Genomic DNA, 26179 nt, shown 5'->3' with positions numbered 1-26179 from the left:
GCTAGATTCCCTCCAATTGTTCGATTTCATAACGATACGTTTCCATGTTGACGTTAGCTAATAGTTTGTCACAAATCCCTTCAATCGTTTCCTCTACTGCGCTAGCTTCTGCTGAAACTTGGATCTCAAAATATTTACCGATTCGGATATCTTCAACAGTTTCATATCCCAAACGATGGACCGCATTTTTCACTGCTTCTCCTTGAGGATCTAATACAGAATCTTTATAGGTGACATAAACTTTTACAAAATACATTTCATTTTCCCCTCTCATAAACCAACTTGTGTTAAACGTGTCAAAACTTCTTGATATACTGGGACAATCTCCCCAATTTTTCGTCGATAAACATCTTTGTCCATGTGTTCGTTTGTTTTCAGATCCCATAATCGACAAGTGTCAGGCGAAATTTCATCTCCTAATACGATTTCGCCCGTAGCTGTTTTCCCAAATTCCAGTTTGAAATCAATTAACTGTAAATCGATTTTCTCAAATAGTTGGATTAACAAATGATTGATTTTTCTAGCCTGTGTCTTTAATTCAGTAATTTCAGCTTCATCTGCAATTTGTAAAAACAGCACATGTTCATCATTGATAAATGGATCATCTAATTGATCGTCTTTGTAATAAAATTCGACAATTGGTGTGGGTAATTTTTGTCCTTCAGGAATTGCTAACCGTTTTGAAAAACTACCAGCTGCACTATTTCTGACTACCACTTCTAAGGGAAGAATATTTAATTTTTTCACTAATTGTTCGTCTTTTCCGATTTGTTGAATAAAGTGATTGGCAATCCCTTGTTCGGATAAATAATGGAAGACTTTACTTGTGATTTGATTGTTCAGTTCCCCTTTTCCATTTACTTGGTCTTTCATCAAGCCATTTAAAGCGGTAGCTTGGTCCAAGTATTCCACCCAAATCACCTGTTCATCTGAAGTATGGTACATTTTTTTGGCTTTTCCTTCATACAGCAAATCTTTCTGTTCCATTTCGACATCTCCTTAAATTCTTGACGATCACAACAAACATTATTTTTTTGTTCGTCTTTTCACTTTAAATTTTAACAAGTGTTTTTATCCTGTTCAGCAAAAACATGTACATTCATAGCATTAAAATTGTCTAATGTTCGTGTTTAATTCAAAAATTCTTCCCTGGAAAAATAATAAGCGTTTACACCCATAATAATTGATGCTATAGTAGGATTAGAATGATTCTGGATATTTATTCAAGGAATTCAAGGAGGTAGCGAAATGGAAGAGGCCGCAGTTTGTGCCCAATGTTTTTTAATGGATTTATCGCCCGAGGAAACGTCACGTTTATATAATGATCTGTTGTCTATCAAAGATGTCTACTTATGTAATAAAGATACGAGTTTTTATACCTTCAGAAAAATCCGTCGTGCGGCAAAGCGCCATACTGAGTGCCGAAAGCGCACATTTGAATATCAAACAATTTCTGAACATCAACTCGTGATCAGTCAGATACACGAACAAAAATTATTCAAAAATCATTATCGTATCCAAGTCACTTATGATCAGCAAGAATTTGATTATACTTTTATCGAAGAATTATTGAGTTTGCTTCATACTAAACATTTTAACTATTCCGCTCAAGCCCTTTACGGATAGTTTTCTCATGCTATTATCAAGCAACATCATGAAATGAATCAAAATAGCTAAAAAGAACCCCGACCAGTTGAGTTATCTGTGTCAAGGTTCTTTTTATTACATATCAGTAAAAGAATGGCTGCTTCTAGCAATCCGAAGCAAGCCACTCATTTTGATTATTTGTCTTTTTCTCCTAAACCAACACGGTCAAAGATCACATCCACATTTTTCAAGTGATGATGGTAGTCAAATGCGTCATCGATCTCTTCTTTTGATAAAACAGAAGTAACCGTTGGATCCTCTTCAAGTAAAGGTCTAAATTGAACTTGATAATCCCATGCATAAGCTGTTTTAGGTTGAACCAAGTCGTAAGCTTCTTCTCTTGTCATACCTTTGTCAATCAGTTTCAACATCACACGTTGACTATAGATCAAGCCAAAAGTAGCTTCCATGTTACGTTTCATATTCTCAGGAAAGACCGTCAGATTTTTTACGATATTTCCAAAACGATTCAACATATAGTCCAATAAAATTGTTGTATCAGGTAAAATGATTCGTTCTGCTGACGAATGAGAGATATCTCTTTCATGCCACAACGAAACATTTTCATAGGCTGTGACCATATGACCACGAATCACTCGAGCAAGTCCAGCCATGTTTTCTGAACCGATTGGGTTTCGTTTATGAGGCATTGCTGAAGACCCTTTTTGTCCTTTAGCGAAGAACTCTTCTACTTCTCTCGTTTCTGATTTTTGCAAACCACGGATTTCTGTTGCAAAACGTTCGATGCTGGTAGCAATCAATGCCATAGTCGCAAAGTACTCTGCGTGGAGATCACGGGGGAGCACTTGCGTAGAGATCTCTTGCGGACGAATCCCTAATTTTTCACACACATATTCTTCAATAAATGGCGAAATGTTCGCAAATGTTCCTACCGCTCCTGATATCTTACCTGCTTCAACACCTTTGGCTGCATGCTCAAAACGTTCAATATTTCGTTTCATTTCTGAATACCAAGTAGCTAATTTCAAGCCAAATGTCGTTGGTTCAGCATGAACGCCATGCGTTCTTCCCATCATCACTGTGTACTTATGTTCTTTAGCTTTTTCACCAATAATTGCCGTAAAACGTTTCAAATCATCTCGTAAAAGATCATTTGCTTGTTTGATTTGATAGCCATAAGCTGTATCCACGACATCAGTACTCGTTAAGCCGTAGTGGACCCACTTACGTTCTTCGCCTAATGTTTCAGAAACTGCTCGAGTAAAGGCAACAACGTCGTGACGTGTTTCCTTTTCAATTTCCAAAATACGTTCAATATCAAAAGATGCATGTTCACGAATTTTTTTGACATCTTCTTTAGGAATTTCTCCTAATTCTGCCCATGCTTCGTCAGCTAAAATTTCTACCTCCAGCCAAGCTTGGTATTTGTTTTGTTCTGTCCAGATATTGCCCATTTCAGGTCGTGTATAACGTTCTAACATCAATTTTTCTCCTTTAATCCCAAATATTGGTTTTCTTTATTTCATCCAAAGTTTGTTGAATGTCTTCAGTTACGATAGTAATATGCCCCATTTTACGACCCTTTTTCGCTTGTGCTTTCCCATAAAAATGAAATTGCCAATCTGGTTTTTTATCGATCAAATGATAGCTTTCTAATAACTGCTCGCCCAATACATTGACCATCACTGCCTCACTCAATAAACGGACTTTTTTACTTAATGGCCAACCACATATTCCCCGAATATGGGCATCAAATTGACTCATCGAGCATGCTTCAATGGAGTAATGTCCCGAGTTGTGAGGTCGTGGTGCTAATTCATTCACATATAAACCACCAGTTTTTGTTAAAAACATTTCAATGCAAAGTACGCCAGATAAGCTCATTCCTTCAGCGATGACTCTAGCGATCCGCTCTGCTTCTTCAACAACCTCATCAGCGATTGCTGCTGGTGCAATCGTTTCATGTAAAATGTTGTTACGGTGGATATTTTCGACCACTGGAAATGTACTATAATTCCCTTGTCCGTTTCCAGCAACTAAGATCGAGATTTCTTTTTCAAAGGGAATCCATGCTTCCAATACACAGGTCCCTTCCCTTAGTAAATCCATTGCTGGCGCAAGGTCTGCCCGACTTTTCAAGACATATTGTCCCTTGCCGTCATATCCACCTCGTGTCGTTTTCAACACACAAGGATAACCAATACCATCAATGGCATCTTGAATATCGGTTGGACTTACAATTGTCGCATAAGGAGCAATAACGATATTATTCGTTTCTAAAAAAGATTTTTCTAAAAGACGATCTTGGGTAATCGCTAATAAATCAGTTCCTTGAGGAATAAACGACATAGAGGAAATGGCATTTAATGCTTCCACACTGACGTTTTCAAATTCATACGTGATAACATCTGTTCGTCTAGCAAGTTCTTCCAATGCAAAAGTATCATCGTATGTTCCTTGAATATACCAATCAGCTACTTGAGCTGCTGGACAATTCGTTACAGGATCAAGAACCCCGACTTTAAAGCCCATTTCTTTTGCACTGATCGCCATCATCCGTCCTAATTGTCCGCCACCGACAATTCCGATCGTTGATCCAGGCAACAAAGGTTTAACCAAGTTGATCACTACTTTCTATCACAGTTTCAGCTAACATTAACCGTCTTTTCGCTAACTTAGCCTCCAACTTTAAATCATACATTGAAAGCATCTCAACCGCAAGTAGTCCAGCGTTAATTGCCCCCGCTTTTCCAATCGCCGTCGTTGCCACAGGAACACCACCAGGCATCTGGACAATAGATAATAGCGAATCTAATCCGTTCAATGTTCGTGTTTGTACCGGAACGCCAATTACTGGTAAGGTTGTTTGAGAAGCCACCATTCCTGGCAGATGAGCGGCTCCACCTGCTCCAGCAATGATCACTTTGATTCCCCTTGCTCGTGCTTCTTTGGCATACTGAAACATCAAATCAGGTGTACGATGCGCAGAGACGACTTTCTTTTCATAAGCCACCTCAAACTCTTCTAGAATCTCGCAAGTATTTTTCATTGTTTCCCAATCAGATGTACTCCCCATAATTACCGCAACCTTGATTGTCATACATTTCTCCTTTCTCTACTTTCACATTCATATTTTAGCAATCGGTTTTTTTGATGTCAAAGAATTTTCGAATATTATAAAGATTTTCATCTTTAATGTTCGGTATTTATATCAGCGAAAAAACGAGAGCGAGACAATCGTTCTTTCTCAAAAAGAAAATAAGTTCGATTTTGATGTTTATTGTCAAAATCGAACTTATTTTTTGTTATGCGCACTTTCCTCTCCATATATTTTCCTAATTTTCTTAAATTTAATGCCATCAGTGCCAAACCAATACCAATCCTTGCTCCTTGTTTTCCACGTAAATGGAAACGATGGAACACCAAGCTAGCCTTTAGATATCCGAACGCGGGTTCGACATCCATTTTTCGTTTCCGATAAATCGAACCAGTTTTCTCCTCTAGAAGCTTTTTTCTGCATTCTGCTTTGAAATAGCGCTAATTATTATTTACTTGAATTTTTCGCTTTTGTTCACTTTTCACACGCGTACATTGACGACGGACTGGACAGTTCCGACAATCCTCACATTCATAGATTTTGAAATCTCGAATAAAGCCACCTTTATCTATTCTGCGACTATAATTTTTGAACGGTACCGGACGATTCGCTGGGCAAATATAGGTGTCTTGTTCTTCAAAATAACGCCAATTCTCCACGTTAAACGGATTCTCCTTGTCCTTCTTTTTATTTTCTTTGTGGTAACTTCCATAGGTAATCAAGGGGGTTTTATGTAAAACATCGTTGATATACATGTAAATTTCTTCGCTACCATACCCTGCATCTGCCACAATGTACTCCGGCAACTCCTTATGTTGGTCTAAAAAACTATCTAAAAATGGCTTCAATGTTTTGGTGTCTGTGGGATTCGAAAATAATTCATAGCTCAAAACATACTGATTTTCGGTGGTGATTTGTAAATGATAACCTGGTTTGAGCTGTCCATTTCGCATATAATCGTCTTTCATCCGCATAAAGGCGGCATCAGTAAATGTTCTACATCTAGTGGTAAAGTTGTTTGGTTGATGGTATTATTTTTAAACATAAAGCACACTCCTTTGATTTTTGTTTAAGCACTTGAATCATACAAGGTTGTGTGCTTTTTGTGTGCCTTAAAATCAAAATAAAATGGGACAATAATCAGATTTTTTCTGACTATTGTCCCACTCTCTAATCTTAGTATGTTTTTGTAAATGGAAACAATAAATTTCGTGGGAACTATCATATCCTTTGTATAGATTTATGTAATTATCCATTATACAAGTAGAAGAAAAGAGTAGTTTTTCATCTTTTCCTAACAAAAGAAATTATTAGAATATAACAATAATCTTAACGTGTTAAGATTGAACTATGAATAAAAATAGAGGAGTGAAGAGATGAAAGAATGGTATGAAGGGTTTTACTTTACAAAAGATGAGATTAACAGTCAAAGAAAAATAACTGAAAAAGCAAAACAAGCCCTTAATGTGAAACATGAATATTCATCAGCGAGCAAAGTGGCGAAAGAAACCTACGAAAAAGAAAATAAATGCTTGGAATATATGAAAAGTCATCATCAAGAAGAAAAGGATCAACCAGCATTTAGCGCAAAAGAATTAGATGAAGCAAAAGTACAAGTGAATAAATTGGAAATGCAGCATGCTCGGATATCCGATCCTTTTGGCAATGAAGCATTAAAAATATCAGAAAAACTTAAATATGCCAAAAACAGATACAATCATATGGAAAACATAAATAAACCCAAAGTACAACGACAGCAAAAAGCGAAAGAGGAAAAAAATGCAGCGGCTAATTTGGGCACGTTACAAGCACTGAGAGAACAAAGAGAAGAACCTGATGATAAAAAAATTAAGGTGTATATGGACAATTTTAAAAAGTCAAACAACCAGTTAGAAGCAAAATACAATAACTTAACGACTAACAGTCCTGATAAAAATGGAAAACTCAAAGAAAACCAATTTGAGGAAATCACAAACACTGTGCAGTATGTTAAAGATAATAAACATAAAATGTCCCTGCTAGATAAAAAAGAGTCTAGAATCCAAGATAAATTAAGTAATGAAAAAGAGAGCCGAAAGAACATAAAAAATCAAATAAATGAAATAGATAATTCGTCATTTTTCAATAAAATTATAGTGTATTTTACAGGAGAGAAGAGAGATTTAACGAAAAAATTAGACACAAAAGATCAAAATATAGTAACTTATAATAAAGAATTGAGTACGATATCTGTAGATAAAGCAGCATATATAATGGAGAGTGAAGCAGCAATAGATAAAATGTTACCCATAAGTCAAGAAAAACAGGCTGAGCTTAATGCTTTAAAAACGAATCTCAAAACTTTGGTGAATAAGGTGGATCGTTTATCTGAAATTACACAAGTAACCCAACAAATTGATCCCAAATTCAAGGATGATTTGACAAACTTAGAAAATTCGAATAAAATACTTTCGGAAAAAATTAAGAATTCAATAAAAATAGTTCAAAATTTAGCTGACCAAAAAAAGGAATTTGCAACAATGAGGGGTCAAAGTACATTTATTGATCTAAAAGAAAATGCGAAGGAAAAACAAAGTGAAATTGTAAGTCAAGGGAAACAACCTGAAAAAAGTAAACAACCAGATAAATCAGAGCGGGGTTCCTCTTTTGCATAGCATAAATAGCATATAATAAGTATAGAATATTGATTTTAGCGTATACATAAAGAAATAAACTAGAACGAGGTTGAGACAAAGGTATTTAGCGTCAAGAAATAAGCAGGAATTTCCAAAATTTGCTTTTCAACTTTTTGGTCAATCCCTGCTTATTTTTCGAAGATGTTACTTTTGTCTCAGTCTCATTTTTAGGACGATTCAAGTTATTTTTTTGCTAATGCTTCTTCAATAATCTCTTCATCTTTTTTCAACCCGTTAAAAATAAGATTCAAAACGATCGCTGTCACGCTACTCATGACGATCCCATTCCCCGTAAACATTTGAACTGTTGGGGGTAATTGGCTAAATAAAGTCGGCATAATATTGAATCCTAAGCCAAAACCAATCGAAACAGCAGTAATCAAGAGATTTTTGTCATTCGTAAAATCAACTTCCATCAACATCCGAATACCTTGAACAGCAACCATCCCAAACATGACTAACATGCCGCCACCTAGAACTGGCTCTGGAATGATTTGTGCCAAAGCACCTATTTTAGGAAATAATCCAAGAATAATCAAAAAAATTGCAGAGAAATAAATTGGCTTTCTTGTCTTGATACCAGAAAGTTGGACTAGCCCAACATTTTGAGAAAAACCAGTGTAAGGGAATGTATTGAAAATCCCACCTAAAATAACCGCCAGACCTTCGGCACGATAGCCTTTTTTCAATTCTTCTTCGCCCACTTTTTGTCCAGTGATATCCCCTAGCGCAAAGTAAACACCTGTTGACTCTACCATACTCACAATAGAAATAATGATCATCAACAAGATCGACCAGACATCAAAAGTTGGTTTTCCAAAATAAAAAGGTTGAGGCATGTGAAAAACAGGTGCTTGACCAATCGCACTTAAATCCACCATTCCCAGTACAGCAGCTAAAATACTCCCGCCAACTAAACCGATCAGTACAGCAATCGAGCGAACAAACCCTTTAGCTAACATTTGTACTCCGACGATCAGTGCAATTGTAACGAAAGCTAGCAATAAATTGGTTTGATTTCCAAAATTAGTCGCAGATGAATCGCCACCGCCCATTTTTTCGATTGCAACTGGAATCAACGTCAACCCAATCACGGTAATGACCGTCCCAGTCACGATCGGCGGAAATAATCGTTTGATCTTTGAGAAAAATCCAGACACTAAAACAACAAAAATACCAGAAGCGATAATCGAACCATAAATTGCCCCAACACCTTGGTCGCTCCCAATTAGGATCAGTGGTGCAACTGCTTGAATGGCACAACCTAAAACAACTGGCAACCCAATACCAAAAAAACGATTAACCGTCAATTGTAATAATGTTGCTAAGCCACACATAAAAATATCAATCGAGATCAAGTACGTCATTTGCTCTTGATTAAACCCTAGTCCCGTACCGATCAGCAATGGAACAGCAACTGCCCCAGCATACATTGCTAAGAGATGTTGTAAACCTAATACTGCGGCTTGGCCATTTTTTGTTTCTTTCTCCACCTTTATGCATCCTCCTCAAGAAATTCAACTTGTCCGTTGGATAATGCCGCAATTCGTGCCAATGAAACAACTTTCAAGCCCATTTCTTCTAATAGCTGACGGCCATCTTGGAACGATTTTTCAATCAGGATGCCGATCCCTTCGACTCCTGCACCTGCTTGGCGGCACAATTCAACCAACCCTTTCGCCGCTTGACCGTTCGCTAAGAAATCATCAATGATTAAAACTTTGTCCTCTGCAGATAAAAATTTACGAGAGATAGAAATCGTACTAGTCACTTGTTTTGTAAAGGAATAAACAGAAGTAGTCAACAATTCTTCATCCATCGTCAAGCTTTTGGCTTTTCTGGCAAAAATCATTGGTACATTTAATGTCTGTGCCACAAATAAAGCTGGTGCAATTCCAGAAGCTTCAATCGTTACCACTTTAGTGATTCCTTGATCTTTGAAAACTTCCGCAAATCGTTGGCCTATTTGTTCCATTAATACCGGATCCACTTGATGCGTCACAAAGCTATCTACTTTTAAGACGCCTTCACCTAGCACACGGCCATCTTTTTGAATACGTTCCACTAATTCTTTCACTTTATTTTCCCCTTTTTCATTTATTGATATCAAAGCTAACCACTATTCGACCTCATGGATCACCCTTTCAAGGTTTCAAGCTCGTGCGAAATACGCAAAAATGCCTGCTTTTTAAACAAAAAAACCCTTTTACTAAATAAGTAAAAAGGGTGCAAGACACTCTTTCACTTATAGTCCAGCATTTACGGTGCTGGCTAGAAACTGTCATCCTTATCATGACGATATATAAGTGGGCTATATCACTACGTTCCTTCGATCCTCTTAAGAAACAAAATAGTGATCTATTTTGCTCAAGTAGTCTAGAAGCAGCTTTAATAAAATATGTTGATTGGTTCAAGCATTCATAATCGTTGTTTGGCACTTTTAATGTTAGCTTTTGTTCCAAACGATGAAAACAGTTTAACATCTGTTTCAGAAAGTGACAACCAACTTTCACTATTTTTTTCTAAAATCTAATATTTTTGATCTCATTCAGCAAGGTTGTTCGGTATTTCTGACAGAAATAAAGAGAAAAAAGAGAATTTACGTGAGTGCCACGATTTTTTCTCTTTTTTGACTTGTTTTTGATTTTTATGATTCCTCTTGCTTTTCAAGTTGTCGATACTTTTCCATTTTACGACTAAATAATTCCCCGTTACTTGGAGGAGTATAGGTAATAGCGTTCGCTCCAGCTTTGATCGTATCCAAGATGCTTTGATCTGTTGGACCACCAGTAGCAATAATCGGTAGTTCCGGATACTTTTCTCGGAAAAATTTTACCGTTTCAGTTGTTTCTTTCCCTGCACTGATATTGATGATCGTAATACCTGCTGCCAATTTTTCATCGATTTCTGTATATTTCGATGTCACTGTACTAATCACTGGGATATCCACTGCACGACAAACTTCTTGAACTGTTTCAAGTGGTGTGGGTGCATTTAAAACGACTCCTAACGATCCTTGCGCTTCAGCGAATAAGCTCATGTAAGAAGAGCGCGTACCTTGTGTTAGACCTCCGCCAACACCTGAAAATACTGGAATGTCTGCTGCTTCGATAATACTTTTAGTGATTGCAGGATGCGGAGTAAATGGGTACACAGCAATCACGGCATTTGCATTTGTATTCCGGACAATTGCTATATCAGTAGTAAAAATAATCGATCGTATCAGTTTTCCAAAAATCTTAATACCACTTGCCTCCATAATGACCTCAGGTACTCTAACGATATCTTTTCGTAGCTCGGTCATAATTTCAGGGGTAAATTGCTCTGCCATCTTGCCACTCCCTTTTTCATTGTTATTGATCATATTGATCCAAGTGATAGGTTTCAATGACTTGGATAATTTTTTGTGCGTAGGAAGGGTCAGTTGCGTAGCCTGCGTCTTGCAGTGCTTGGGCAGCTTCACGATAGTTCGTAGCCGTGATCACTTTTTCATATAATGCTGGATTCCAATCTACCCCATTCACAAAAAGTTGTGTGTGAGAGTCCATCGATTGTTCCCATGAATCATACACACGAAAATCTCCTTGGATCGTGACCCATTCTTCATTCACAAATTCCTTTGTTTCTAAATTGACCTTTTTTTGATCACCATATGCTTTAATTCCAAAAAGATTATTGTATTGACTGGCTAACGTACTCTCGCCCCAGTTTGATTCAAGAATTGCCTGACCTAAAATGATACTTGGGAGAACGCCATAGCCGGTTTGTAATTCTTTCGCATGAGGAGCTAATCGATCAATAAATTGTTGATGTGTTTGTGCCTCATTGTTATTCTGTTCTTGCCCAACAAGAGGCGCTGACAAGCCTCGTAAAGAGAGAACAAAAGCTATCATCAACAATATTCCACCAAAAATCACAGCAATCAAGCGTAATGAATTACGTTTTTGTTTCTTCCATTTTTTTTTGGCCATTCACTACTCCTATTTCTTTTGTAATTGTTCTAAGTATTCTTCTAATGTGATATCATGTTTCGAAATATAGGCCGCACTTTCTTCTCCAACATAACGCAGGTGCCATGGTTCATACGTGATTTTTGTAATATTTTGACGATCTTTAGGATAACGTATGATAAATCCATATTTAGGCGCATTTTCAGCAATCCATTTTGCCCCTGGTTGATCTCCATAACTTGCCTCTAAAAGCTGTGAAGGATAATTATTATACCAATTTTCATCCACTACATCGACCGCTAAGCCTGTATGATGTTCGCTATGTCCAGGGACGGTGATTGTTTGTTTCGTGATTGCTGTCGCCTCTTCCTCTGAAACATGTTGACTACTCATCACTTCTTGGACATTTTGTGTAAACACCTGTTGCTGTGCTGCAACCGAACGATATACGGAGACCATCACTAAAGGAAAACCTGCAGATTGTGCTGCTTTCGCAAAATCTTCATAATGGGATTCGATACGTTTATCGATCAAATAACCATTGGGCAGTGATGCCAGCTGCGTGTCTTCATTGATTTCTTTTTCGATTTTATGATCAGGTCCTACCAAGACAAGATCCCAATCGGTCGGTTGAACCTTTGGTAAATCTTCACTTTTTTTGGTAGAATCCTTCACTTTAGTTTCTTTGGAACTCTTTGTTGTCTGTTTGGTTACTTGTTCAGTTGTTTGATTTTCTGCTTGGACGTCAGATTTCATGTGTTGCTCGCTTACAAAGATGTACCCCATTGCGGCAACCATGATCACAACTGCTCCAAACCCTAAAACTTTATTCACTCTTAAAAATCCTCTCATTCCTTTTTATGTTCATTTTTTTCATGAACATAGGTTTCTTCTAAATTCTCGTTTACCCAATCCAACAGTTCCAATTTCTCGCCTTCGATCTGTCTTTGAACGTCTGCAGGTAATCGAAAGTTCAAGATGTCGTCATAACCCCATTCATCATAATTAATACTTACCTTCAAGTCAAGGAACCCTGTAAGATATTGATCGTTTTTTAATGGAATCAATTCGACTTTGGCAGGACCATCCGTTAACCATTTTTGAGCGATTCTCGTTTTGATTTGTTTATACTCTGCCACTGCAGTCGTCCTTTTTTCAGGGAAAATGATCGTTTGTCGTAAAATCTTTTGCGTAAGCATCCATTCATAATCAGTAAACAGGTTTTTGATTTTCTGCATGGTTTCAGATGGAAGGTTCTTCTCTCCTCGTTTCCAGCCTTCCCACTGCGCTTCGTCAATTACTAAATAGTCCTCTAAAAAATTCTTTTCTGTTGCGTACTGTTCCAGTAATACACTAAGAATCAAATCAACATAAACTTGATGCATAAAATTTTCCCCCTCTACTCATTTTACTTAATTTTCAAAAAAATTCACTACGGCTTTACTTTTTCTTATTAAAGTACTCTAACACAAATTTTAACGATTCATTTGGTATAATTAAACAAGGACAATGGCATTTTTTTGTTTCATTCACTATATTAAATATAACACGAGAAGGAGTTTTGAAGTATGAAAAAGTATCAATGGGGAATCATTGGCTTAGGAAATATTGCACATGAGTTTGCGGAACATTTTGACCAAGAAACAAGCGAGTTGGCAGCAGTTGCTTCACGAACAATAGATAAAGCAGAAGCATTTGCACAACGCTATCATATTCCTAAAGCATATGGTAGTTATCAAGAAATGCTTAATGACCAAGAAATCGATATTATTTATATTGCCGTTCCCAATCGTCAACATAGTCAACATATCATGGAAGCATTAGCAGCGAATAAGCATGTTTTATGTGAAAAAGCGATCACCATGAATAAAAAAGAACTGACCGAAGCAATGAAATTAGCAGAAGAAAAGAATCTAGTGTTAGCAGAAGCGATGACGATTTTCAATATGCCATTGTATCAACAGTTACGTTCTTTGATCGATACAAACAAGCTTGGGGCATTAAAAATGATTCAAGCACCATTTGGCAGCTATAAAGATCCCGACCCAACCAATCGCTTTTTCAATCCTGAATTAGCTGGTGGTGCTTTATTAGATATTGGGACATATGCCGTCTCGTTTGCTCGTTTCTTTTTGAGATCTCAACCAGAAGTTATTGCATCAACAATGGTACCATTTGAAACAGGTGTGGATGAACAGTCAGTGACTATTTTAAGGAATAAAGAAAATGAGTTAGCAACGATCAGTCTGACTTTCCAAGCCAAAATGCCTAAAGTGGGAATCGTTGCCTTTGAAGAAGGCTATATCACCATCACCGATTACCCTCGTGCGGATCGTGCGCAGATCATCTTCAATGACGGGACAAAAGAATGGATCGAAAGCGGCAGCACCGCGCAAGCCATGAATTATGAAATCGAAAATATGGTCAAAACTATTAAAGGCGAACTCCCTAACCGTTCGTTGTTTCTGACCCACGATGTCATCGAGATCCTTGATGGGATGCAAAAGCTTTGGCAAAAATAAGCTCCTTGAAATAAGCTGGAATTTTTCAAAACATGAAAAGCTGTTTAAGCAACGGAGACATCCCCAATGCTTAAACAGCTTCTCTGTATTTCATTCATTGAACTGAATAATTTAACCAATCGATTGTTGCGAAAATTCCGCTTTGATTTCAATAAAGCTCTTAAAGGATTGCAAAAATTGAAACAATTCTGCTCGATCTTCAAATTCTAAACGTTCTTTGGGCATAGCCATGTCCCGATATAGTTCGTAGACTTCTTCAATCCGCTTCAATAATTCTTTCCCATCATTCTTTTCAGAAAAAGTTTCTGCAGTATAAACCAACAAGCCGTAAATATGCTTGCCATAAGGAACCGGATCTTGGATTCGATCCAGATTTCCCTGCATATCTTTGATCACGTTGATTTGGGTTCGACGCATGGAAAAATACGTTTCATAGTATTGCGTTTGTTTCACCCAGTAATTCTCTTGGTACTTCCTAGCATCGCTCTGACTTTCTCTTACGAAAGCCAACAATTTATCACAAAGCAGTTGATTGTTGGTATTTCTTCCAGTCAGTAGGAAATCAGCCATGTTGTTTAAAATGATACGAAACTCTTCTTCGATCAATTGTTGATTTTTTTGTAGCTGTTTTTTGATATCCGGCATATAGATATTCGCTACTAGTGCAAAAAAAACACCGATAGCCATTAAACTTGCTGCATTACCGATCAACGACCAACTCATATTTTTTTCACTTAAATAGTGTGTGACTAGCACAGAATTTACGACAATTCCATCCGTCAATTTTAACCCAACAGTCAGAGGAATAAACAGTAGTAGGAACAAGCCAAACCCCAAGATCGTATAATCAAAAATAAAAAAACTAATAAAAGCAATCACAGTCGCTAAAATAAATGCCGCAATCCTTAACATCCCAGTTCTTAAAGTTGAACGTTTCGTGTTGCCCACACTTAACAAAGCAATGATTCCTGCTGAAGGCCAAAACAATAATGAAAACATTTGGGCGGTAACCATGGACAACATACTACTAACCACTGTTTTCACGGTCCTCATTCCGATACGCATAAGCAACCCCTCTCTTTTCTTAGAATTATACTAAAAGACTTAGCTAAAAACTAGCAATCTCTTTAAAAGTTCGTTATCCTATTAAAAAGGACTAAAAGGAGAATAAGCGATGGAATTTGGCCGTTTTCGTTTAGGAATGCGAACAATAAAAAGCGCATTAGCAGTTTTTTTATGTATTTTATTTTTCCACGTCACTGATCGAGGACTACCGATGATTGCTGCATTGTCAGCTGTTTTTTCCTTGCGCCAAGATTTAACCACTACTGTTTCCTTTGGTCGTTCAAGAATCATTGGCAATTCAATCGGCGGCTTTCTCGGAATCATCTATTTTTTAGTAAAGAACTATTTTCACAATGATTTTTTAGTGGAATTATTTCTGCTGCCGGTTCTAGTGGTCATCGTCATCGTGGTATCTGACGGAATCAATAATAATTCTGGGATCATCTCAGCAATCGCCACTTTGTTGTTGATTGCCCTGAGCGTTCCTCAAGGCGAATCCTCTTTATATGCGATCCAACGAGTCTTAGACACATTCATTGGAACCTTTATCGCCATCGGAATCAATTTCTTTCTCCGTCCACCTGAGACAGAAAAGAAAGAAGAGCTTGTAGAAGACTTAGTTGAGCTGCAAAAAAAAGAAGCGTTGCTTAGAGAAAATTTGGCAGAAGTCGAAGAACAGATCAAAAAACACAAAAATAGCTAATACATAAATAAACAAACCAGTCTCTTCAACATGAAAGAAACTGGTTTGTTTATTTTTCTAACTAATTTAAACAATAGTTATTCTGCTTGATTGGGTTGTTCCCCGTTTTCATAGAGATTAACTTGTTTCATCGTTCCACGATTAGAGAGATTTTCGATAATGTCTTTGATATCTAATCCTGTTGTTTCTTTCAACGTTTCTTGAGTGGAAGCTAAGAGATTGGTAGCATAGTTAGTCACCCGATTTGCTCCGCCATTTTCGCTTGACCCGTTACTGGTATCAACCACTGAGATTTTCTCAATGTTTCCTAATGGTTGTGCTGCTTCTTTCATTAATTGTGGTAACATCTCGATTACCATACTCAAGACCGCTGCTTCACCATATTCTTTGAACGCATCTGCGATTTTGGCTTTGGCTTCAGCTTCGGCCGCTCCTTTGGCTAAAGTCGCTTCCGCTTCCGCTTGACCAGCTAACCGGGTTTTATTGGCTTCGGCTTGTGCCAGTGCTTCAACGCGGAATTGTTCAGCTTCGGCTTCAGTTACTTCTTTTACTTTTTGAGCTTGTGCTTCTTGTTCTTTGGCATAACGATCCGCATCAGCTTTTTTCTTCACTTCTGAATCGTATTGTTTCTCACGACGAATGATTTCTTTTTCTTCTAATTCAATTTGTTTTTGTCGTTCAATGACTTTTACTTCCATTTCTTGTTCAACAACATGTTGTTGCGCCCGAGCGCTTTCCAAGTTATAGGCTTGGTCTGCTTTGGCTTTTGCAATATCTTGTTCTTGCTTGTAAGAAGCTAGTTTTAATTCTTTTTCTTTGATTGATTCTGCAATTTCCGTCTGTCTTTGTAGTTCCGCTGCTTGAGAATCTTTTTCAGCTTCTGCTTTTTTAATACGTGTTTCTTTTAACGCTTCTGCTTCCGCAATATCTGCGTCACGTTTCACTTGGGCGATCCGTGGTTTCCCTAAAGAATCTAAGTAACCGTTTTTATCACGAACTTCTTTGATCGTAAACGAAACAATAATCAATCCCATTTTCGCTAAATCAACAGATGCTACTTCTTGAACGCTTTGACTAAATTTGTCGCGGTTTTGATAAATTTCTTCTACAGTCATCGAACCCAAAATGGAACGAAGATGCCCTTCCAAAACTTCTCTTGCTTCATTTTCAAGTTCCTCACGTGTTTTACCTAGAAACTGTTCTGCAGCAGTCGCAATTTCTTCCACTGAAGAACCAATCTTGATGATCGAGGTGCCATCACACATCACTGGTACCCCTTGTTCAGTATAGACTTCTGGCGTCGAAACATCTAACTTGCTTGACAAGAGACTGATCCGATTCGAGCGTTGGAAAACTGGTAAAACAAATGCCCCGCCACCACGAACGATTTTGATTTTATTATTACTTTCATCTGCGTGGACATTTTTACTGCCTAAATAACTCCCGCTAATAATTAATGCTTCATCTGGTTTGGCAGTTTGATATTTTGCTACAAAGACGATCAGTAACATTAAAATGATCAATACTGCAATAGCAATTGCGATATAAACTCCTGATATTTCCATTTCTTACACACTCCTTCATATTTTTAGCATGCCTTCATAAGGCGTTACATAACAAACTCTTTCTTTTACTTCAATGATCAAGACCTGTTCCCCTTGCTTAGCTGGTGAACTTTGTGGGGCATAAAAGCATGCAGGTCGCGTAATCGAACCAGTCACACTTTTTAATTGGATCTCCCCCATCCCTTTTAATGGTATGGGTGTAACTACAATCGCCATCTGTCCTTCAAGAGTTTTTTCTGATGCCGACAACGTACTTTCAGCATTTTTCATCGGCATTCGGACATAAAAATTGAGCAAAAACACTAAAACAGTTGCAATCGCCCCACTTGAAATCAATAAAAACAGCGAATCTAATTCTGTTAAGCGCTCTCCTAAATACCCAAACAGGCTGGTAAAAGTTAGCCAAGGGACAATGAGTATCGGGTCAATTGGACCATCGAAATCAAAAATATCTCCAAAGACTAGCAGAAAAACTGCAATCCCCGCACAAGTTAAAAGTGTATACCAATAAATCGTCTCTAATGCCACCCCTCCAATCATGTAATCGCCTCCTCCTCTGTTTTGTACTATCATACCAATAGAATAACTTTCTGTATAGTTTGATCGATAATTTTGTTTTACCAATTTCCCAATGACGATTTAGCCAGTGGGGCGGACACCCCACCGGCAACAAAAGAACTTTGATGGGATCGTTTATTATTTTTGTTCGCTTCTTTTCTTTAAAAAGAAAATGGCTCATGCATCTAGTTTGTGAGTTGATTTTACCGTCATCCCTACAAAAGCTTTCTCTAATTCAACAAGAAGGAATAAAACCAATCCAGGTAGTAAACTGATGCTTACTTCTTGGACAGTCAACGAAACTGTCCCAATCGCAATTTTTAATGGTGGGAACACTAACATCAATCCTTGTAAGAGGATCATCGCTCCAATCGAATAGAGTAATGCCCGATTTTCAAAAAGATCTTTTGTCAAACTAAATTCAGTCACTCTTCGACAATTAACCATGTAGAAGGCTTGTCCAAAAACCATCGCATTGATCAGAACGGTTTGTTTCGCTTCAGCAGGAACAAAATCCATTGCAACGAACCCTAAAATAGTCATGATGATCCCAACATATAAAATACGCAAAAGTGCATATTTTGATAGGATTTTTTCGTTAATTGGTCTCGGTGGACGATTCATAACATCTTGATCTGCTTTTTCAAAACCCAATGCGTATGAAAGGGTGATCGAAGCGACTAGATTTAACCACAAGATTTGTACAGTAGTTAAAGGTAATGGGAAATTTCCTACCAATGAAAAGAGCAATAGTAATCCTTGGGCTAAACAAGTTGGCAAATAAAAGAGAATCGTCTTTTTCAAATTATCAAAAATTCTTCGTCCTTCTTTCACGGCTTTTGCAATGGTCTCAAAATTATCATCTACCAACACCATGTCTGCTGCCTGTTTGCTAACATCGCTCCCTTTGATTCCCATAGCGATCCCGACATCGGCTTTTTTCAAAGCTGGCGCATCATTAACGCCGTCCCCAGTCATTCCAACAATTTCATCTTGTTCTTGGAGATAGGTCACAATAGCCAATTTATGTTCAGGTGTCGTCCTGGCAAAAACATCATTCTCACGGACAGCGATCTTCCATTCTTCTTCTGTCAATTGATCTAATTCCGTTCCCGTAATCGCCGATTTAGCATTTTTTAAACCTAATTTCTCAGCGATCGCTTTTGCTGTTGCTTGATGATCGCCAGTGATCATTTTTACTCTGATCCCTGCTTGTTGCATTTCCTTGACTGAAGCAATAGCTGATTCCTTTGGCGGATCAATGATGCCACTAAGCCCAATCATCACCAGCTCATTCGTTAATTCTTCATGTGACAATTCACGATCCTTTAGCTCTTTCATTGCAAACGCTAAGACACGTTGGCCTGTTTGCGCTAATTGTTCGTTTTTTTGCAACCACATAGCATGATCTATCTGTTGTTGTCTTCCATCTGATCCCAGTTCATATTGCACTTTATTCAGTAAAACATCTGGCGCACCTTTCACAAATAAGATCCTTTTTCCTGCAATCTCATGGACGGTCGCCATATATTTGTAAGCTGAGTCAAAAGGGATTTTATCAACGACTGGATAAAGTTCGATCGGTTGTTGATTGGTCCATTTTAATAAAGCTAATTCCGTGGCATTACCTGAAGTTGGACATACTCCTTGAGTTAGTTGGGTTTCTTGACAATTATGCATCGCTTCAACAAGCCAAGTCTCATTTTTGGTCCAGTTTTTTTCTTCAAGCATTTCCACCCCATGGTTCGCTTCTCTAGTCGCTAAGCTAACCAATGTCATTTCATTTTTAGTCAGTGTTCCTGTTTTATCTGAACAAATTACTGTCATTGCCCCTAACGTTTCAACTGTGGGTAGATTTTTGACGATTGCTTGTTTCTTTGCCATTCGATTGACACCCGAAGATAAAATAATCGTTAAGATCGAAGGAAGTCCTTCTGGGATAGAAGACACGATCAAGGCAATGACAGCCGTCGCTATATAGCCCCAAGTCATGCCATAATAAAAGTAGGATACGGTAGCTAACAATAAAATCAACGCAGCGATTCCTTTAAATATACTAGTATTCATTTCTTTGATTTTCTTCAATAACGGTGTTTCTTGTTCTGTGATCGACCCTAATGAAGTGCTGATTTTTCCAATTTCTGTAGCAGTTCCAACCGCGACTACGATCCCTACTCCTCTGCCTGATTCCACTTTAGTCCCAGAAAAAGCCATATTCGTTTGTTCCGCTAAAGGAGTCTCTAGCGGTAACGGGTCGGTCGTCTTTTGGATCGCATGGGTTTCTCCAGTAAGAATTGCTTCATCGATTTGTAAATTGAACGTTTCACTCAAACGAACATCTGCAGAAACGATATCTCCAGCAGCCAATACGAGTTGATCCCCCACCACTAAATCAGCTGGTGCAATCTCTTTTTGCTGTCCCTTTTCGATGATGACTGCTTTTTCACTAAGTAATTCCGCAATGCTGTCTAAAGATGAAGCTGCCTTTCGTTCTTGTAAATAGCCGATCAGCGCATTTAAGAAAACAACTAAAAAAATCATACTGCCTTCAATATATGCGCCTGTAAAAAGCTTAACGATCGCAGCTCCTAGTAAAATGTACATCAGTGCATCATGAAAGTAAGAAAGAAATTTTTTCCATTCTGGAACTTTAATACCATTTTCTAAGACGTTTCTTCCATACTTAAGTTGTCGTTCGTTCCTTTCTTGTTCGTTCATTGCTTTTTTTACCATTAATTTTTCTTTAATTTCTATGATTGATAAGGTGTACCATTCTTTCATTTTTTTCCTCCAATAATTCTTACTGATCAAATCATAAAGGTTAGAGTGACTCTAAGGTCAAGAAAAATTTAAGCAAATCTATCTATGTAGAATAAAAAAATCAATTCCATTCACATTTCCCCCACGTTTCGTAGTAAAATAACCTTACTTAAAATGACTGATCAATGGAAGTGATGATTTGAAAATCAATGAATTAGCAAAGCTCTATGATATTACAGCCCATACTTTACGCTATTATGAAAAATTAGGTTTGATTACACCGGATTATGATGAAAATGGCTATCGAAATTATTCTTACGAACACATTGAACAACTGAATACCATCCGTGACCTACGTTATTTTGACGTCTCCATTACTGAGATCGCCGATTATTTGAAGCAAAAAGAAATCAGCAAGACAAAAGAATTATTAGCTTTTGAAATCGAGGCACTTCATCAACTCATCAGTGACTCACAAAAAAAAAATCGAACTATTAATCGAACGTGTCCAGTTAATTGAAGAAGCAGAAAGCATAGACTATCAAGAAGTGCTATTAGTGAAGCAACCGAAAAGACTGATTCTTAAAGCTTCTACGGTTGCAACGGATGAACAAATCGACTTTTCGTTAAAAGAACTTCATAAAAAATACGAACCTTTATTAAGCACTAATAATCAAAATCTTTTTGGTAGTATCATCCATTTAGAAGAAGATCCTTTTACCTATCAAGTATTTTATTTTTGTCCTGACCTTACGATTAAAAATGAGGATGCTGAGATACTCCCTGCTGGAAATTATCTTAGTTATAGTTTTAAAGGTGACTATGAACAAAGGAAGAAAGGAATTGCTACCATCATGAACTACCTGACTACCCATTCGCTTCATAGAGCCAGTCCATTTTATGAATCTTATCTGATTGATTTTCACGAAACGAATAAGCCAGAAGAATATGTGACGCGTTTAGAAATTTTAGTTGAATCGTAGCTTTGGATAACTAAGTATTTATACAAGAAAAAACTACGTCTGAGTTTGACATCAGACATCAAACTCAGACATAGTAACTCTTTTATAAATCAAGAATAAAAATTTGCTACTAAGTGCTACGAATCAATAAGTGTGAAGACTTCAAGTAAGCCCCCGCAAGCTTCGTCATTTTTGACCGTAATATGCATGCATCCCATGTTTTCGATAGTAGTGCTTATCTAAAAGATATTGTGGAATAGATTGCATAGCAGGATTAATTTTTTCATTTTCTTTAGCCATTAAGCATATTTCGTCTAAGATCAAGCTATTCTCTACCGCCTTTGCAGGGGTTTCACCCCAAGTAAATGGGCCATGTCCATAAACGAATACACCAGGAACTTCAGTGGGAGCTAATTGTCTCTCTTGAAACGTTTCAACAATCACATGACCAGTGTTTCTTTCATAAGCACTTTTAACTTCTTCTTCAGTTAATTGCCGTGTGCAAGGAATCGTTCCATAAAAAGCATCCGCATGAGTTGTTCCATAGGCAGGCAAGTCTCGACCAGCCTGCGCCCACATGACTGAATGAGTGGAGTGCGTGTGGACGATAGCATTGATTTTTTCAAAAGCTTGATACAAAATCACATGAGTCGATAAATCAGAAGAGGGCTTCATCCCATCTTCTTCTAGCGGATTTCCAGCTAGATCAGTCACTACCATTTGTTCGGGAGCCATCTGTTCATACTTTACACCACTTGGCTTGATCACGATCACCCCAAGCGCTCGATCAATCTCACTGACATTGCCCCAAGTCAACTTAACTAGTCCATATTGAGGTAGTGCCAAATTTGCTTCATAAACACGTTGTTTCATTTCTTTAATGATCGGATTACGCAAACTCATAACCTGCCTCCTTTAGCTTCGGATAAAGATAGCTTTTTGCTGCTGCGATTTCTTTTTTAAAATCCGGATTTTTTTCACTCCACATTTCAATTAAAAATGACCCATTATAATTCATCTGTTTGAGTTTCTTTAACAAACCCTCAAAGTCAACACAGCCTGCGCCAAAAGGAACATCACGAAATTGACCTGATGATTCAGTTGTTACTGGATAGGTATCCTTTAAGTGGATGGAAGAAATCCAATTGATCCCTTTTTCTAGTTCACGTTCTGGATCGTTTTCTTGCCAAGCCGAAAGGTTACCAAGATCTGGATAAACTTGAAGATATGGTGAATCAATCTGGCGTTTGATTTCTAAAAATTTAGTGATTGAATTCATAAATGGATCATCCATAATTTCAATTGACAAGATTATTCCATATTCAGAAGCTATTTTGACGCTTTCTTCAAGTCCTTCAATAAATAATTTTCGTGATAGCCTTGTTTTTTTTTCATAATAGACATCGTATCCGGCTACTTGGATAATTTTGATACTTAAGCGCTGAGCAAGGCGGATCGCTTTGACCATCAATTCTTTGGCTTTTATCCGATACGCTTCATTTGAAGAGCCAAAAGGAAACCTGCGATGACCACTCAGACAAATGGAATTGATCCGTATGCCTGTCTCTTTCATGTCTTTGCGTATTTGATTGATCATCTCGTCTGACCAATTGAGTCGAGCTAGGCGTTCATCTGTCTCGTCAATCGACATCTCAATAAAGGAAAAACCAAGTTCCTTTGCTAATAAAAAGCGCTCTTTCCAAGAGATATCTTTTGGTAGTGCCTTCTCATAAATTCCGATTTGAGCCAAGTCTATTCCCCCCAAATGCGAATCATTTCTTGTTTAAAATCATTGGCTGCTTTTGCAGGATTGTCCGCACTAGAAATCCCTCTTCCAGCTATAAAAGTTTCCACTTCAATCCCTGCGAATAATTTCAATGTTTCCACGTTTAATCCACCTGTCACAGAAACTGCAAAGCCCATTTCTATCAATTTCTTTACTTTTGTCAGATCCCGTTCTCCCCAAGTTTCACCAGAAAGTAATGCATCTCGACTTTGATGATAGATCACCTGTTGGATACCGATCCTCCGCCATTCAGCTGCTTGTTCATAGGTCCAATCCCCATACAGTTCGACTTGCAATGCCTTCACTTCTTTTTGAGCTACTTCCATGGTTGGCAGAGTAGCACAGCAGATAACAGTCATAAAATCCGCACCGGCATCAGTTACATTTTTGGCTACCGTGCCCCCGGCATCCGCACATTTTGTATCAGCAACAATTGTTTTCCTTGGAAACATGCTACGAATACAGCTGATGGCTTTGCGCCCCTCTTGCAGACATAAAATGGTTCCAATTTCAATAATATCGACAATATCCCCTACTTGAAATACATCTGCTAATGCTTGTTCTAAATCATTATGATCCAAAGCAATCTGTAATTTTGGTCTGCTCATTTTGTCTTCCTCTTTTATTTAGATTTTTGATACAACGCTGATTCAGCAAATTTTTCACCAATTTCTTTGGCTGACATGACATTTTTAATGCCAATCACCGTAATTCCTTTTTTCTCTGCTTGAATAAACATATTCAAAAAATTGACTGGTGTAAAAACGACATCATACTGAGTCGCAGAACTTTTTCCTTCAGAAATTGCACAATGATGGATTTTGGTAATTGACACACCTAGTTCTTTCATTGCCTTTTCGACGCTTCTCATCATCATCAAACTTGTTCCCGACCCGTTTGCGCAAGATACTAAAATTCTCATTATGTTTTCCTCCTATGTGTTCATTTTAATTTTATTGTTGTATTTAATTCTCGTTGTGATATTTTTCTGCATATTGCTCATAATCATCGACGATCAAAAAGTACCCGTCTGGATTTTTACGGTATTGTAATTGTGGAATAATCAATAGCCCAACCACGACTAATGCGATACCAACATACCCCAAAAACTTCATCATTACAGTAAATAATGGCCAAGCAGTGGCCCAGTCAAACATACCGAGATAGCCACCATATTTTGACATGCCGATCCAAGTTGCAAAAACGGCCGATCCACCAACTTGAATGATTCCAGAAAGAAATGGGAACAGACAGGCGGCTTTGAAACCACCTCGATTGTTGGCAAAAACTGCGATAACTGCATTGTCAAAGAACAGTGGAATAAAACCAGCAATCACGATGGTTGGTGATTTGAACAAAATGAGTAAGGCAATCATCAAAAATTGACCTAAGGCACCAAACAAAAAGCCAATGGTTACGGCGTTAGGTGAACCAAAACCAAAAGTAGCAGCTACGTCAATCCCAGGAACCGCACCTGGTAGGATTGTATTTGAGATCCCTTGAAAAGATTGTGTTAGCTCATCCACGAAAGTACGGACTCCTAATTGTAAAATGGCTAGGTAGACAGCAAAATTCAATGATGTTGTCATAATATAGAACAAGAAACTTTGTCCTTCTTGCATAAACTGTGCTTGAATCAAATAATCTTTTCCTAGCACTAACAAAATAATTCCAAAAAATAAAAGCATTAATAAAGAAGTTGCTACCATATTTTCATTAAATATAGATAAAAAACCTGGTAATTCAATATCTTCCAATTTTTTATCCACTTTTTTAGAGTGTTCTTTTTTTTGATCACGTTTCTTTAAAAACTCGGCTAACTTCGCAAATATATAGATACCAAACATTTGCTGATGTGCCACAGAAAAACCAGCACCCTCGGTTAACTCCTGGATGATACCAACTGTTAAATTAGAAGCTACTGCCCAATAACAGCCTAAAATCAGTCCCATAAAAATCAGAACTTGAATTCTTCCTAAAGAGGGAAAACAAAATAATAATATCCAAAAAGCAGTTGCAGATTGTTGAATCTGAACATTTCCAGTTGTAAAAACCGAACGTAATTTTGTATATTTTTGAAAACGAACGAGTAAGATATTCATAACAAAAGCAATCAAAAGTAAAATCATGACATCCCCAAATGTACGACCAAATGTTTCCTCTAATCCAGAGTCAACGGCATTTTGTCCAAAATATGGATCGGTGACCATCGCATCCAGATTAAACCGTTCTTTTAAACCTACTAAAATGGGGCGGAAGTTGTTTACTAATCCTCCTGAACCAACCGTCAAAATGAAGTAACCGACTGTTGCTTTCAAGAAACCAGCAATACACTCATAAAATGGACGTTTCAAGAGAATGTACCCTCGCAGTACAATAAAACCAATCAGATAAGCTGGTTGAGTTAAGATGTTTGTAGCGAAATAAGTCCAAATGCTCAATAAAAAATCAGCCATTCTTTTTTCCTCCTATAAGTTATACTCTTGCATCACCACTCGATAGTCTTCAATCGAATCGGTATCTGCCAAACGATCAATTAGCCCATCTATCATCAACAACTCAGACAATTTTTGAATATTTTCCATATGCTGATCTACATTTTTGGCTGCTAAAGTAAAGAATAAACTTGCTGATTTTTCTTCTTGGTCGAATTGAATGGGTCTTTTCATTTTAGTGAATGATATAGCTGTTCCATAAACTCCTTCACTATCTGCTGAAGAATGTGGCATTGCCACTTTGGGAACAATCACGATATAAGGACCATGTTCTTCTACACATTGGATGATTTCATCTACGTAACTTTGATCAATCAACTTTTTATCTAATAATAGTTGACAGCTTTCAGCAACAGCTTCCTTCCAATCAGTAATTTCTTTATCGGAATATTTCACCAAGCCTTGATCCAAAAAATATTTCAACATGTTGTTA

The 26179-nt window shown here is 37.6% G+C and carries 27 protein-coding genes, 1 pseudogene and 1 riboswitch; of the genes and pseudogenes, 6 read left to right on the top strand and 22 right to left on the bottom strand.

Going from position 1 to position 26179, the window contains the following annotated elements; all coding sequences use genetic code 11:
* Window position 1 precedes the first annotated feature (1 nt).
* Window positions 2–256: a phosphoribosylformylglycinamidine synthase subunit PurS gene (purS, locus tag AB3H90_RS09475; RefSeq protein ID WP_010737437.1), complete on the bottom strand. Its 255-nt coding sequence runs from the start codon at window positions 254–256 to the stop codon at window positions 2–4.
* A gap of 14 nt (window positions 257–270) precedes the next feature.
* Entirely contained in the window at window positions 271–987 is a 717-nt protein-coding gene (purC, locus tag AB3H90_RS09470; protein WP_034700365.1) for a phosphoribosylaminoimidazolesuccinocarboxamide synthase, read from the bottom strand.
* A 261-nt stretch (window positions 988–1248) separates the two neighbouring features.
* On the opposite strand from purC, the gene AB3H90_RS09465 reads away from it, so the two are divergent.
* A complete protein-coding gene (locus tag AB3H90_RS09465; RefSeq protein WP_088775549.1) occupies window positions 1249–1626 on the top strand; it encodes a hypothetical protein in 378 nt (125 codons plus the stop codon).
* A gap of 155 nt (window positions 1627–1781) precedes the next feature.
* On the opposite strand, the gene purB is transcribed toward AB3H90_RS09465, so the two are convergent.
* The 4 genes and pseudogenes from purB to AB3H90_RS09445 form a co-directional block, all read right to left on the bottom strand.
* Window positions 1782–3089: an adenylosuccinate lyase gene (gene purB / locus AB3H90_RS09460; protein WP_368016627.1), complete on the bottom strand. Its 1308-nt coding sequence runs from the start codon at window positions 3087–3089 to the stop codon at window positions 1782–1784.
* 13 nt (window positions 3090–3102) lie between these two features.
* Window positions 3103–4227 carry a 5-(carboxyamino)imidazole ribonucleotide synthase gene (purK, locus tag AB3H90_RS09455; protein ID WP_368016626.1) on the bottom strand — a complete coding sequence of 375 codons (1125 nt, stop codon included), beginning with the start codon at window positions 4225–4227 and terminating at the stop codon, window positions 3103–3105.
* Entirely contained in the window at window positions 4220–4708 is a 489-nt protein-coding gene (purE, locus tag AB3H90_RS09450) for a 5-(carboxyamino)imidazole ribonucleotide mutase (protein ID WP_010719389.1), read from the bottom strand. Before purE ends, purK begins: the two co-directional genes overlap by 8 nt.
* A 106-nt stretch (window positions 4709–4814) precedes the next feature.
* Window positions 4815–5742, bottom strand: a pseudogene (locus AB3H90_RS09445) (transposase); the annotation flags it as partial.
* Window positions 5743–6081: 339 nt separating this feature from the next.
* Between AB3H90_RS09445 and AB3H90_RS09440 the strand changes: the two are divergent.
* Window positions 6082–7359, top strand: coding sequence for a hypothetical protein (locus tag AB3H90_RS09440; protein ID WP_368016625.1), 1278 nt, complete (start codon window positions 6082–6084; stop codon window positions 7357–7359).
* Between the two features lie 203 nt (window positions 7360–7562).
* Here the strand turns inward: AB3H90_RS09440 and AB3H90_RS09435 are convergent, their stop codons facing one another.
* From AB3H90_RS09435 to AB3H90_RS09410, 6 genes are all read right to left on the bottom strand, one after another.
* Window positions 7563–8873 (bottom strand): nucleobase:cation symporter-2 family protein, encoded by a 1311-nt coding sequence (locus AB3H90_RS09435; RefSeq protein ID WP_368016624.1) that lies wholly within the window; start codon window positions 8871–8873, stop codon window positions 7563–7565.
* Window positions 8874–8875: 2 nt separating this feature from the next.
* Complete coding sequence (locus tag AB3H90_RS09430) at window positions 8876–9457, bottom strand: xanthine phosphoribosyltransferase (RefSeq protein WP_010719393.1); 582 nt, start codon at window positions 9455–9457, stop codon at window positions 8876–8878.
* 151 nt (window positions 9458–9608) lie between these two features.
* Window positions 9609–9706, bottom strand: a riboswitch (purine riboswitch).
* Between the two features lie 321 nt (window positions 9707–10027).
* Window positions 10028–10711: a hypothetical protein gene (locus AB3H90_RS09425; RefSeq protein WP_010737428.1), complete on the bottom strand. Its 684-nt coding sequence runs from the start codon at window positions 10709–10711 to the stop codon at window positions 10028–10030.
* Between the two features lie 22 nt (window positions 10712–10733).
* Window positions 10734–11351 carry a glycoside hydrolase family 73 protein gene (locus AB3H90_RS09420; protein ID WP_010737427.1) on the bottom strand — a complete coding sequence of 206 codons (618 nt, stop codon included), beginning with the start codon at window positions 11349–11351 and terminating at the stop codon, window positions 10734–10736.
* A 9-nt stretch (window positions 11352–11360) separates the two neighbouring features.
* Window positions 11361–12164, bottom strand: coding sequence for a D-alanyl-D-alanine carboxypeptidase family protein (locus tag AB3H90_RS09415; protein WP_368016623.1), 804 nt, complete (start codon window positions 12162–12164; stop codon window positions 11361–11363).
* Between the two features lie 14 nt (window positions 12165–12178).
* Complete coding sequence (locus tag AB3H90_RS09410; RefSeq protein ID WP_014834723.1) at window positions 12179–12715, bottom strand: hypothetical protein; 537 nt, start codon at window positions 12713–12715, stop codon at window positions 12179–12181.
* A gap of 183 nt (window positions 12716–12898) precedes the next feature.
* Here AB3H90_RS09410 and AB3H90_RS09405 point away from each other — a divergent pair, with 183 nt between their 5' ends.
* The gene (locus AB3H90_RS09405; RefSeq protein ID WP_368016622.1) at window positions 12899–13852 is read left to right on the top strand and encodes a Gfo/Idh/MocA family protein; all 954 of its coding nucleotides are present in this window, start codon (window positions 12899–12901) and stop codon (window positions 13850–13852) included.
* A 111-nt stretch (window positions 13853–13963) separates the two neighbouring features.
* Here AB3H90_RS09405 and AB3H90_RS09400 read toward each other — a convergent pair whose 3' ends face one another.
* The gene (locus AB3H90_RS09400) at window positions 13964–14917 is read right to left on the bottom strand and encodes an aromatic acid exporter family protein (protein ID WP_034700359.1); all 954 of its coding nucleotides are present in this window, start codon (window positions 14915–14917) and stop codon (window positions 13964–13966) included.
* A gap of 109 nt (window positions 14918–15026) precedes the next feature.
* On the opposite strand from AB3H90_RS09400, the gene AB3H90_RS09395 reads away from it, so the two are divergent.
* Window positions 15027–15620 carry an aromatic acid exporter family protein gene (locus AB3H90_RS09395; protein ID WP_010719400.1) on the top strand — a complete coding sequence of 198 codons (594 nt, stop codon included), beginning with the start codon at window positions 15027–15029 and terminating at the stop codon, window positions 15618–15620.
* A gap of 77 nt (window positions 15621–15697) precedes the next feature.
* On the opposite strand, the gene AB3H90_RS09390 is transcribed toward AB3H90_RS09395, so the two are convergent.
* The 3 genes from AB3H90_RS09390 to AB3H90_RS09380 form a co-directional block, all read right to left on the bottom strand.
* Window positions 15698–17185 carry a flotillin family protein gene (locus AB3H90_RS09390; protein WP_368016621.1) on the bottom strand — a complete coding sequence of 496 codons (1488 nt, stop codon included), beginning with the start codon at window positions 17183–17185 and terminating at the stop codon, window positions 15698–15700.
* Window positions 17186–17200: 15 nt separating this feature from the next.
* Entirely contained in the window at window positions 17201–17725 is a 525-nt protein-coding gene (locus AB3H90_RS09385; RefSeq protein WP_010719402.1) for an NfeD family protein, read from the bottom strand.
* 195 nt (window positions 17726–17920) lie between these two features.
* Entirely contained in the window at window positions 17921–20524 is a 2604-nt protein-coding gene (locus AB3H90_RS09380) for an HAD-IC family P-type ATPase (protein WP_368016620.1), read from the bottom strand.
* Between the two features lie 178 nt (window positions 20525–20702).
* On the opposite strand from AB3H90_RS09380, the gene AB3H90_RS09375 reads away from it, so the two are divergent.
* Window positions 20703–21023, top strand: a complete 321-nt coding sequence (locus AB3H90_RS09375; protein ID WP_010737420.1) for a MerR family transcriptional regulator — start codon at window positions 20703–20705, stop codon at window positions 21021–21023.
* 37 nt (window positions 21024–21060) lie between these two features.
* Window positions 21061–21486 carry a GyrI-like domain-containing protein gene (locus AB3H90_RS09370; RefSeq protein ID WP_368016619.1) on the top strand — a complete coding sequence of 142 codons (426 nt, stop codon included), beginning with the start codon at window positions 21061–21063 and terminating at the stop codon, window positions 21484–21486.
* Between the two features lie 165 nt (window positions 21487–21651).
* Here AB3H90_RS09370 and AB3H90_RS09365 read toward each other — a convergent pair whose 3' ends face one another.
* From AB3H90_RS09365 to AB3H90_RS09340, 6 genes are read right to left on the bottom strand one after another with little or no spacing between them, the layout of a single operon-like run.
* The gene (locus AB3H90_RS09365; protein ID WP_034700355.1) at window positions 21652–22368 is read right to left on the bottom strand and encodes an L-ribulose-5-phosphate 4-epimerase; all 717 of its coding nucleotides are present in this window, start codon (window positions 22366–22368) and stop codon (window positions 21652–21654) included.
* Window positions 22355–23215 carry an L-ribulose-5-phosphate 3-epimerase gene (locus AB3H90_RS09360; protein WP_094940814.1) on the bottom strand — a complete coding sequence of 287 codons (861 nt, stop codon included), beginning with the start codon at window positions 23213–23215 and terminating at the stop codon, window positions 22355–22357. The genes AB3H90_RS09365 and AB3H90_RS09360 overlap by 14 nt, the downstream gene beginning before the upstream one ends.
* Before the next feature lie 2 nt (window positions 23216–23217).
* Complete coding sequence (locus AB3H90_RS09355) at window positions 23218–23859, bottom strand: 3-keto-L-gulonate-6-phosphate decarboxylase UlaD (protein WP_368016618.1); 642 nt, start codon at window positions 23857–23859, stop codon at window positions 23218–23220.
* A gap of 14 nt (window positions 23860–23873) precedes the next feature.
* Window positions 23874–24173: a PTS sugar transporter subunit IIB gene (locus tag AB3H90_RS09350; RefSeq protein WP_010719408.1), complete on the bottom strand. Its 300-nt coding sequence runs from the start codon at window positions 24171–24173 to the stop codon at window positions 23874–23876.
* A 43-nt stretch (window positions 24174–24216) separates the two neighbouring features.
* Complete coding sequence (locus AB3H90_RS09345) at window positions 24217–25707, bottom strand: PTS ascorbate transporter subunit IIC (protein WP_368016617.1); 1491 nt, start codon at window positions 25705–25707, stop codon at window positions 24217–24219.
* 12 nt (window positions 25708–25719) lie between these two features.
* Window positions 25720–26172, bottom strand: coding sequence for a PTS sugar transporter subunit IIA (locus AB3H90_RS09340; RefSeq protein WP_034866766.1), 453 nt, complete (start codon window positions 26170–26172; stop codon window positions 25720–25722).
* Window positions 26173–26179 lie beyond the last annotated feature (7 nt).

This window comes from Enterococcus sp. C63 (assembly GCF_040887215.1).
GTDB classification, from domain to species: domain Bacteria; phylum Bacillota; class Bacilli; order Lactobacillales; family Enterococcaceae; genus Enterococcus_B; species Enterococcus_B hirae.
Note: the sequence above shows the minus strand (reverse complement) of the source record. Positions and strands in the feature narration are given on the sequence as shown.

Coding starts and splice junctions, on each gene's coding strand:
- AB3H90_RS09365 (WP_034700355.1), bottom strand. CDS start 22,368: ATGAGTTTGCGTAATCCGATCATTAAAGAAATGAAACAACGTGTTTAT.
- purB (WP_368016627.1), bottom strand. CDS start 3,089: ATGTTAGAACGTTATACACGACCTGAAATGGGCAATATCTGGACAGAA.
- AB3H90_RS09345 (WP_368016617.1), bottom strand. CDS start 25,707: ATGGCTGATTTTTTATTGAGCATTTGGACTTATTTCGCTACAAACATC.
- AB3H90_RS09400 (WP_034700359.1), bottom strand. CDS start 14,917: ATGCGTATCGGAATGAGGACCGTGAAAACAGTGGTTAGTAGTATGTTG.
- AB3H90_RS09340 (WP_034866766.1), bottom strand. CDS start 26,172: ATGTTGAAATATTTTTTGGATCAAGGCTTGGTGAAATATTCCGATAAA.
- AB3H90_RS09440 (WP_368016625.1), top strand. CDS start 6,082: ATGAAAGAATGGTATGAAGGGTTTTACTTTACAAAAGATGAGATTAAC.
- AB3H90_RS09395 (WP_010719400.1), top strand. CDS start 15,027: ATGGAATTTGGCCGTTTTCGTTTAGGAATGCGAACAATAAAAAGCGCA.
- AB3H90_RS09385 (WP_010719402.1), bottom strand. CDS start 17,725: ATGATTGGAGGGGTGGCATTAGAGACGATTTATTGGTATACACTTTTA.
- AB3H90_RS09405 (WP_368016622.1), top strand. CDS start 12,899: ATGAAAAAGTATCAATGGGGAATCATTGGCTTAGGAAATATTGCACAT.
- purS (WP_010737437.1), bottom strand. CDS start 256: ATGTATTTTGTAAAAGTTTATGTCACCTATAAAGATTCTGTATTAGAT.
- AB3H90_RS09410 (WP_014834723.1), bottom strand. CDS start 12,715: ATGCATCAAGTTTATGTTGATTTGATTCTTAGTGTATTACTGGAACAG.
- AB3H90_RS09350 (WP_010719408.1), bottom strand. CDS start 24,173: ATGAGAATTTTAGTATCTTGCGCAAACGGGTCGGGAACAAGTTTGATG.
- AB3H90_RS09465 (WP_088775549.1), top strand. CDS start 1,249: ATGGAAGAGGCCGCAGTTTGTGCCCAATGTTTTTTAATGGATTTATCG.
- purC (WP_034700365.1), bottom strand. CDS start 987: ATGGAACAGAAAGATTTGCTGTATGAAGGAAAAGCCAAAAAAATGTAC.
- purE (WP_010719389.1), bottom strand. CDS start 4,708: ATGACAATCAAGGTTGCGGTAATTATGGGGAGTACATCTGATTGGGAA.
- AB3H90_RS09420 (WP_010737427.1), bottom strand. CDS start 11,351: ATGGCCAAAAAAAAATGGAAGAAACAAAAACGTAATTCATTACGCTTG.
- AB3H90_RS09425 (WP_010737428.1), bottom strand. CDS start 10,711: ATGGCAGAGCAATTTACCCCTGAAATTATGACCGAGCTACGAAAAGAT.
- AB3H90_RS09380 (WP_368016620.1), bottom strand. CDS start 20,524: ATGAAAGAATGGTACACCTTATCAATCATAGAAATTAAAGAAAAATTA.
- AB3H90_RS09355 (WP_368016618.1), bottom strand. CDS start 23,859: ATGAGCAGACCAAAATTACAGATTGCTTTGGATCATAATGATTTAGAA.
- AB3H90_RS09390 (WP_368016621.1), bottom strand. CDS start 17,185: ATGGAAATATCAGGAGTTTATATCGCAATTGCTATTGCAGTATTGATC.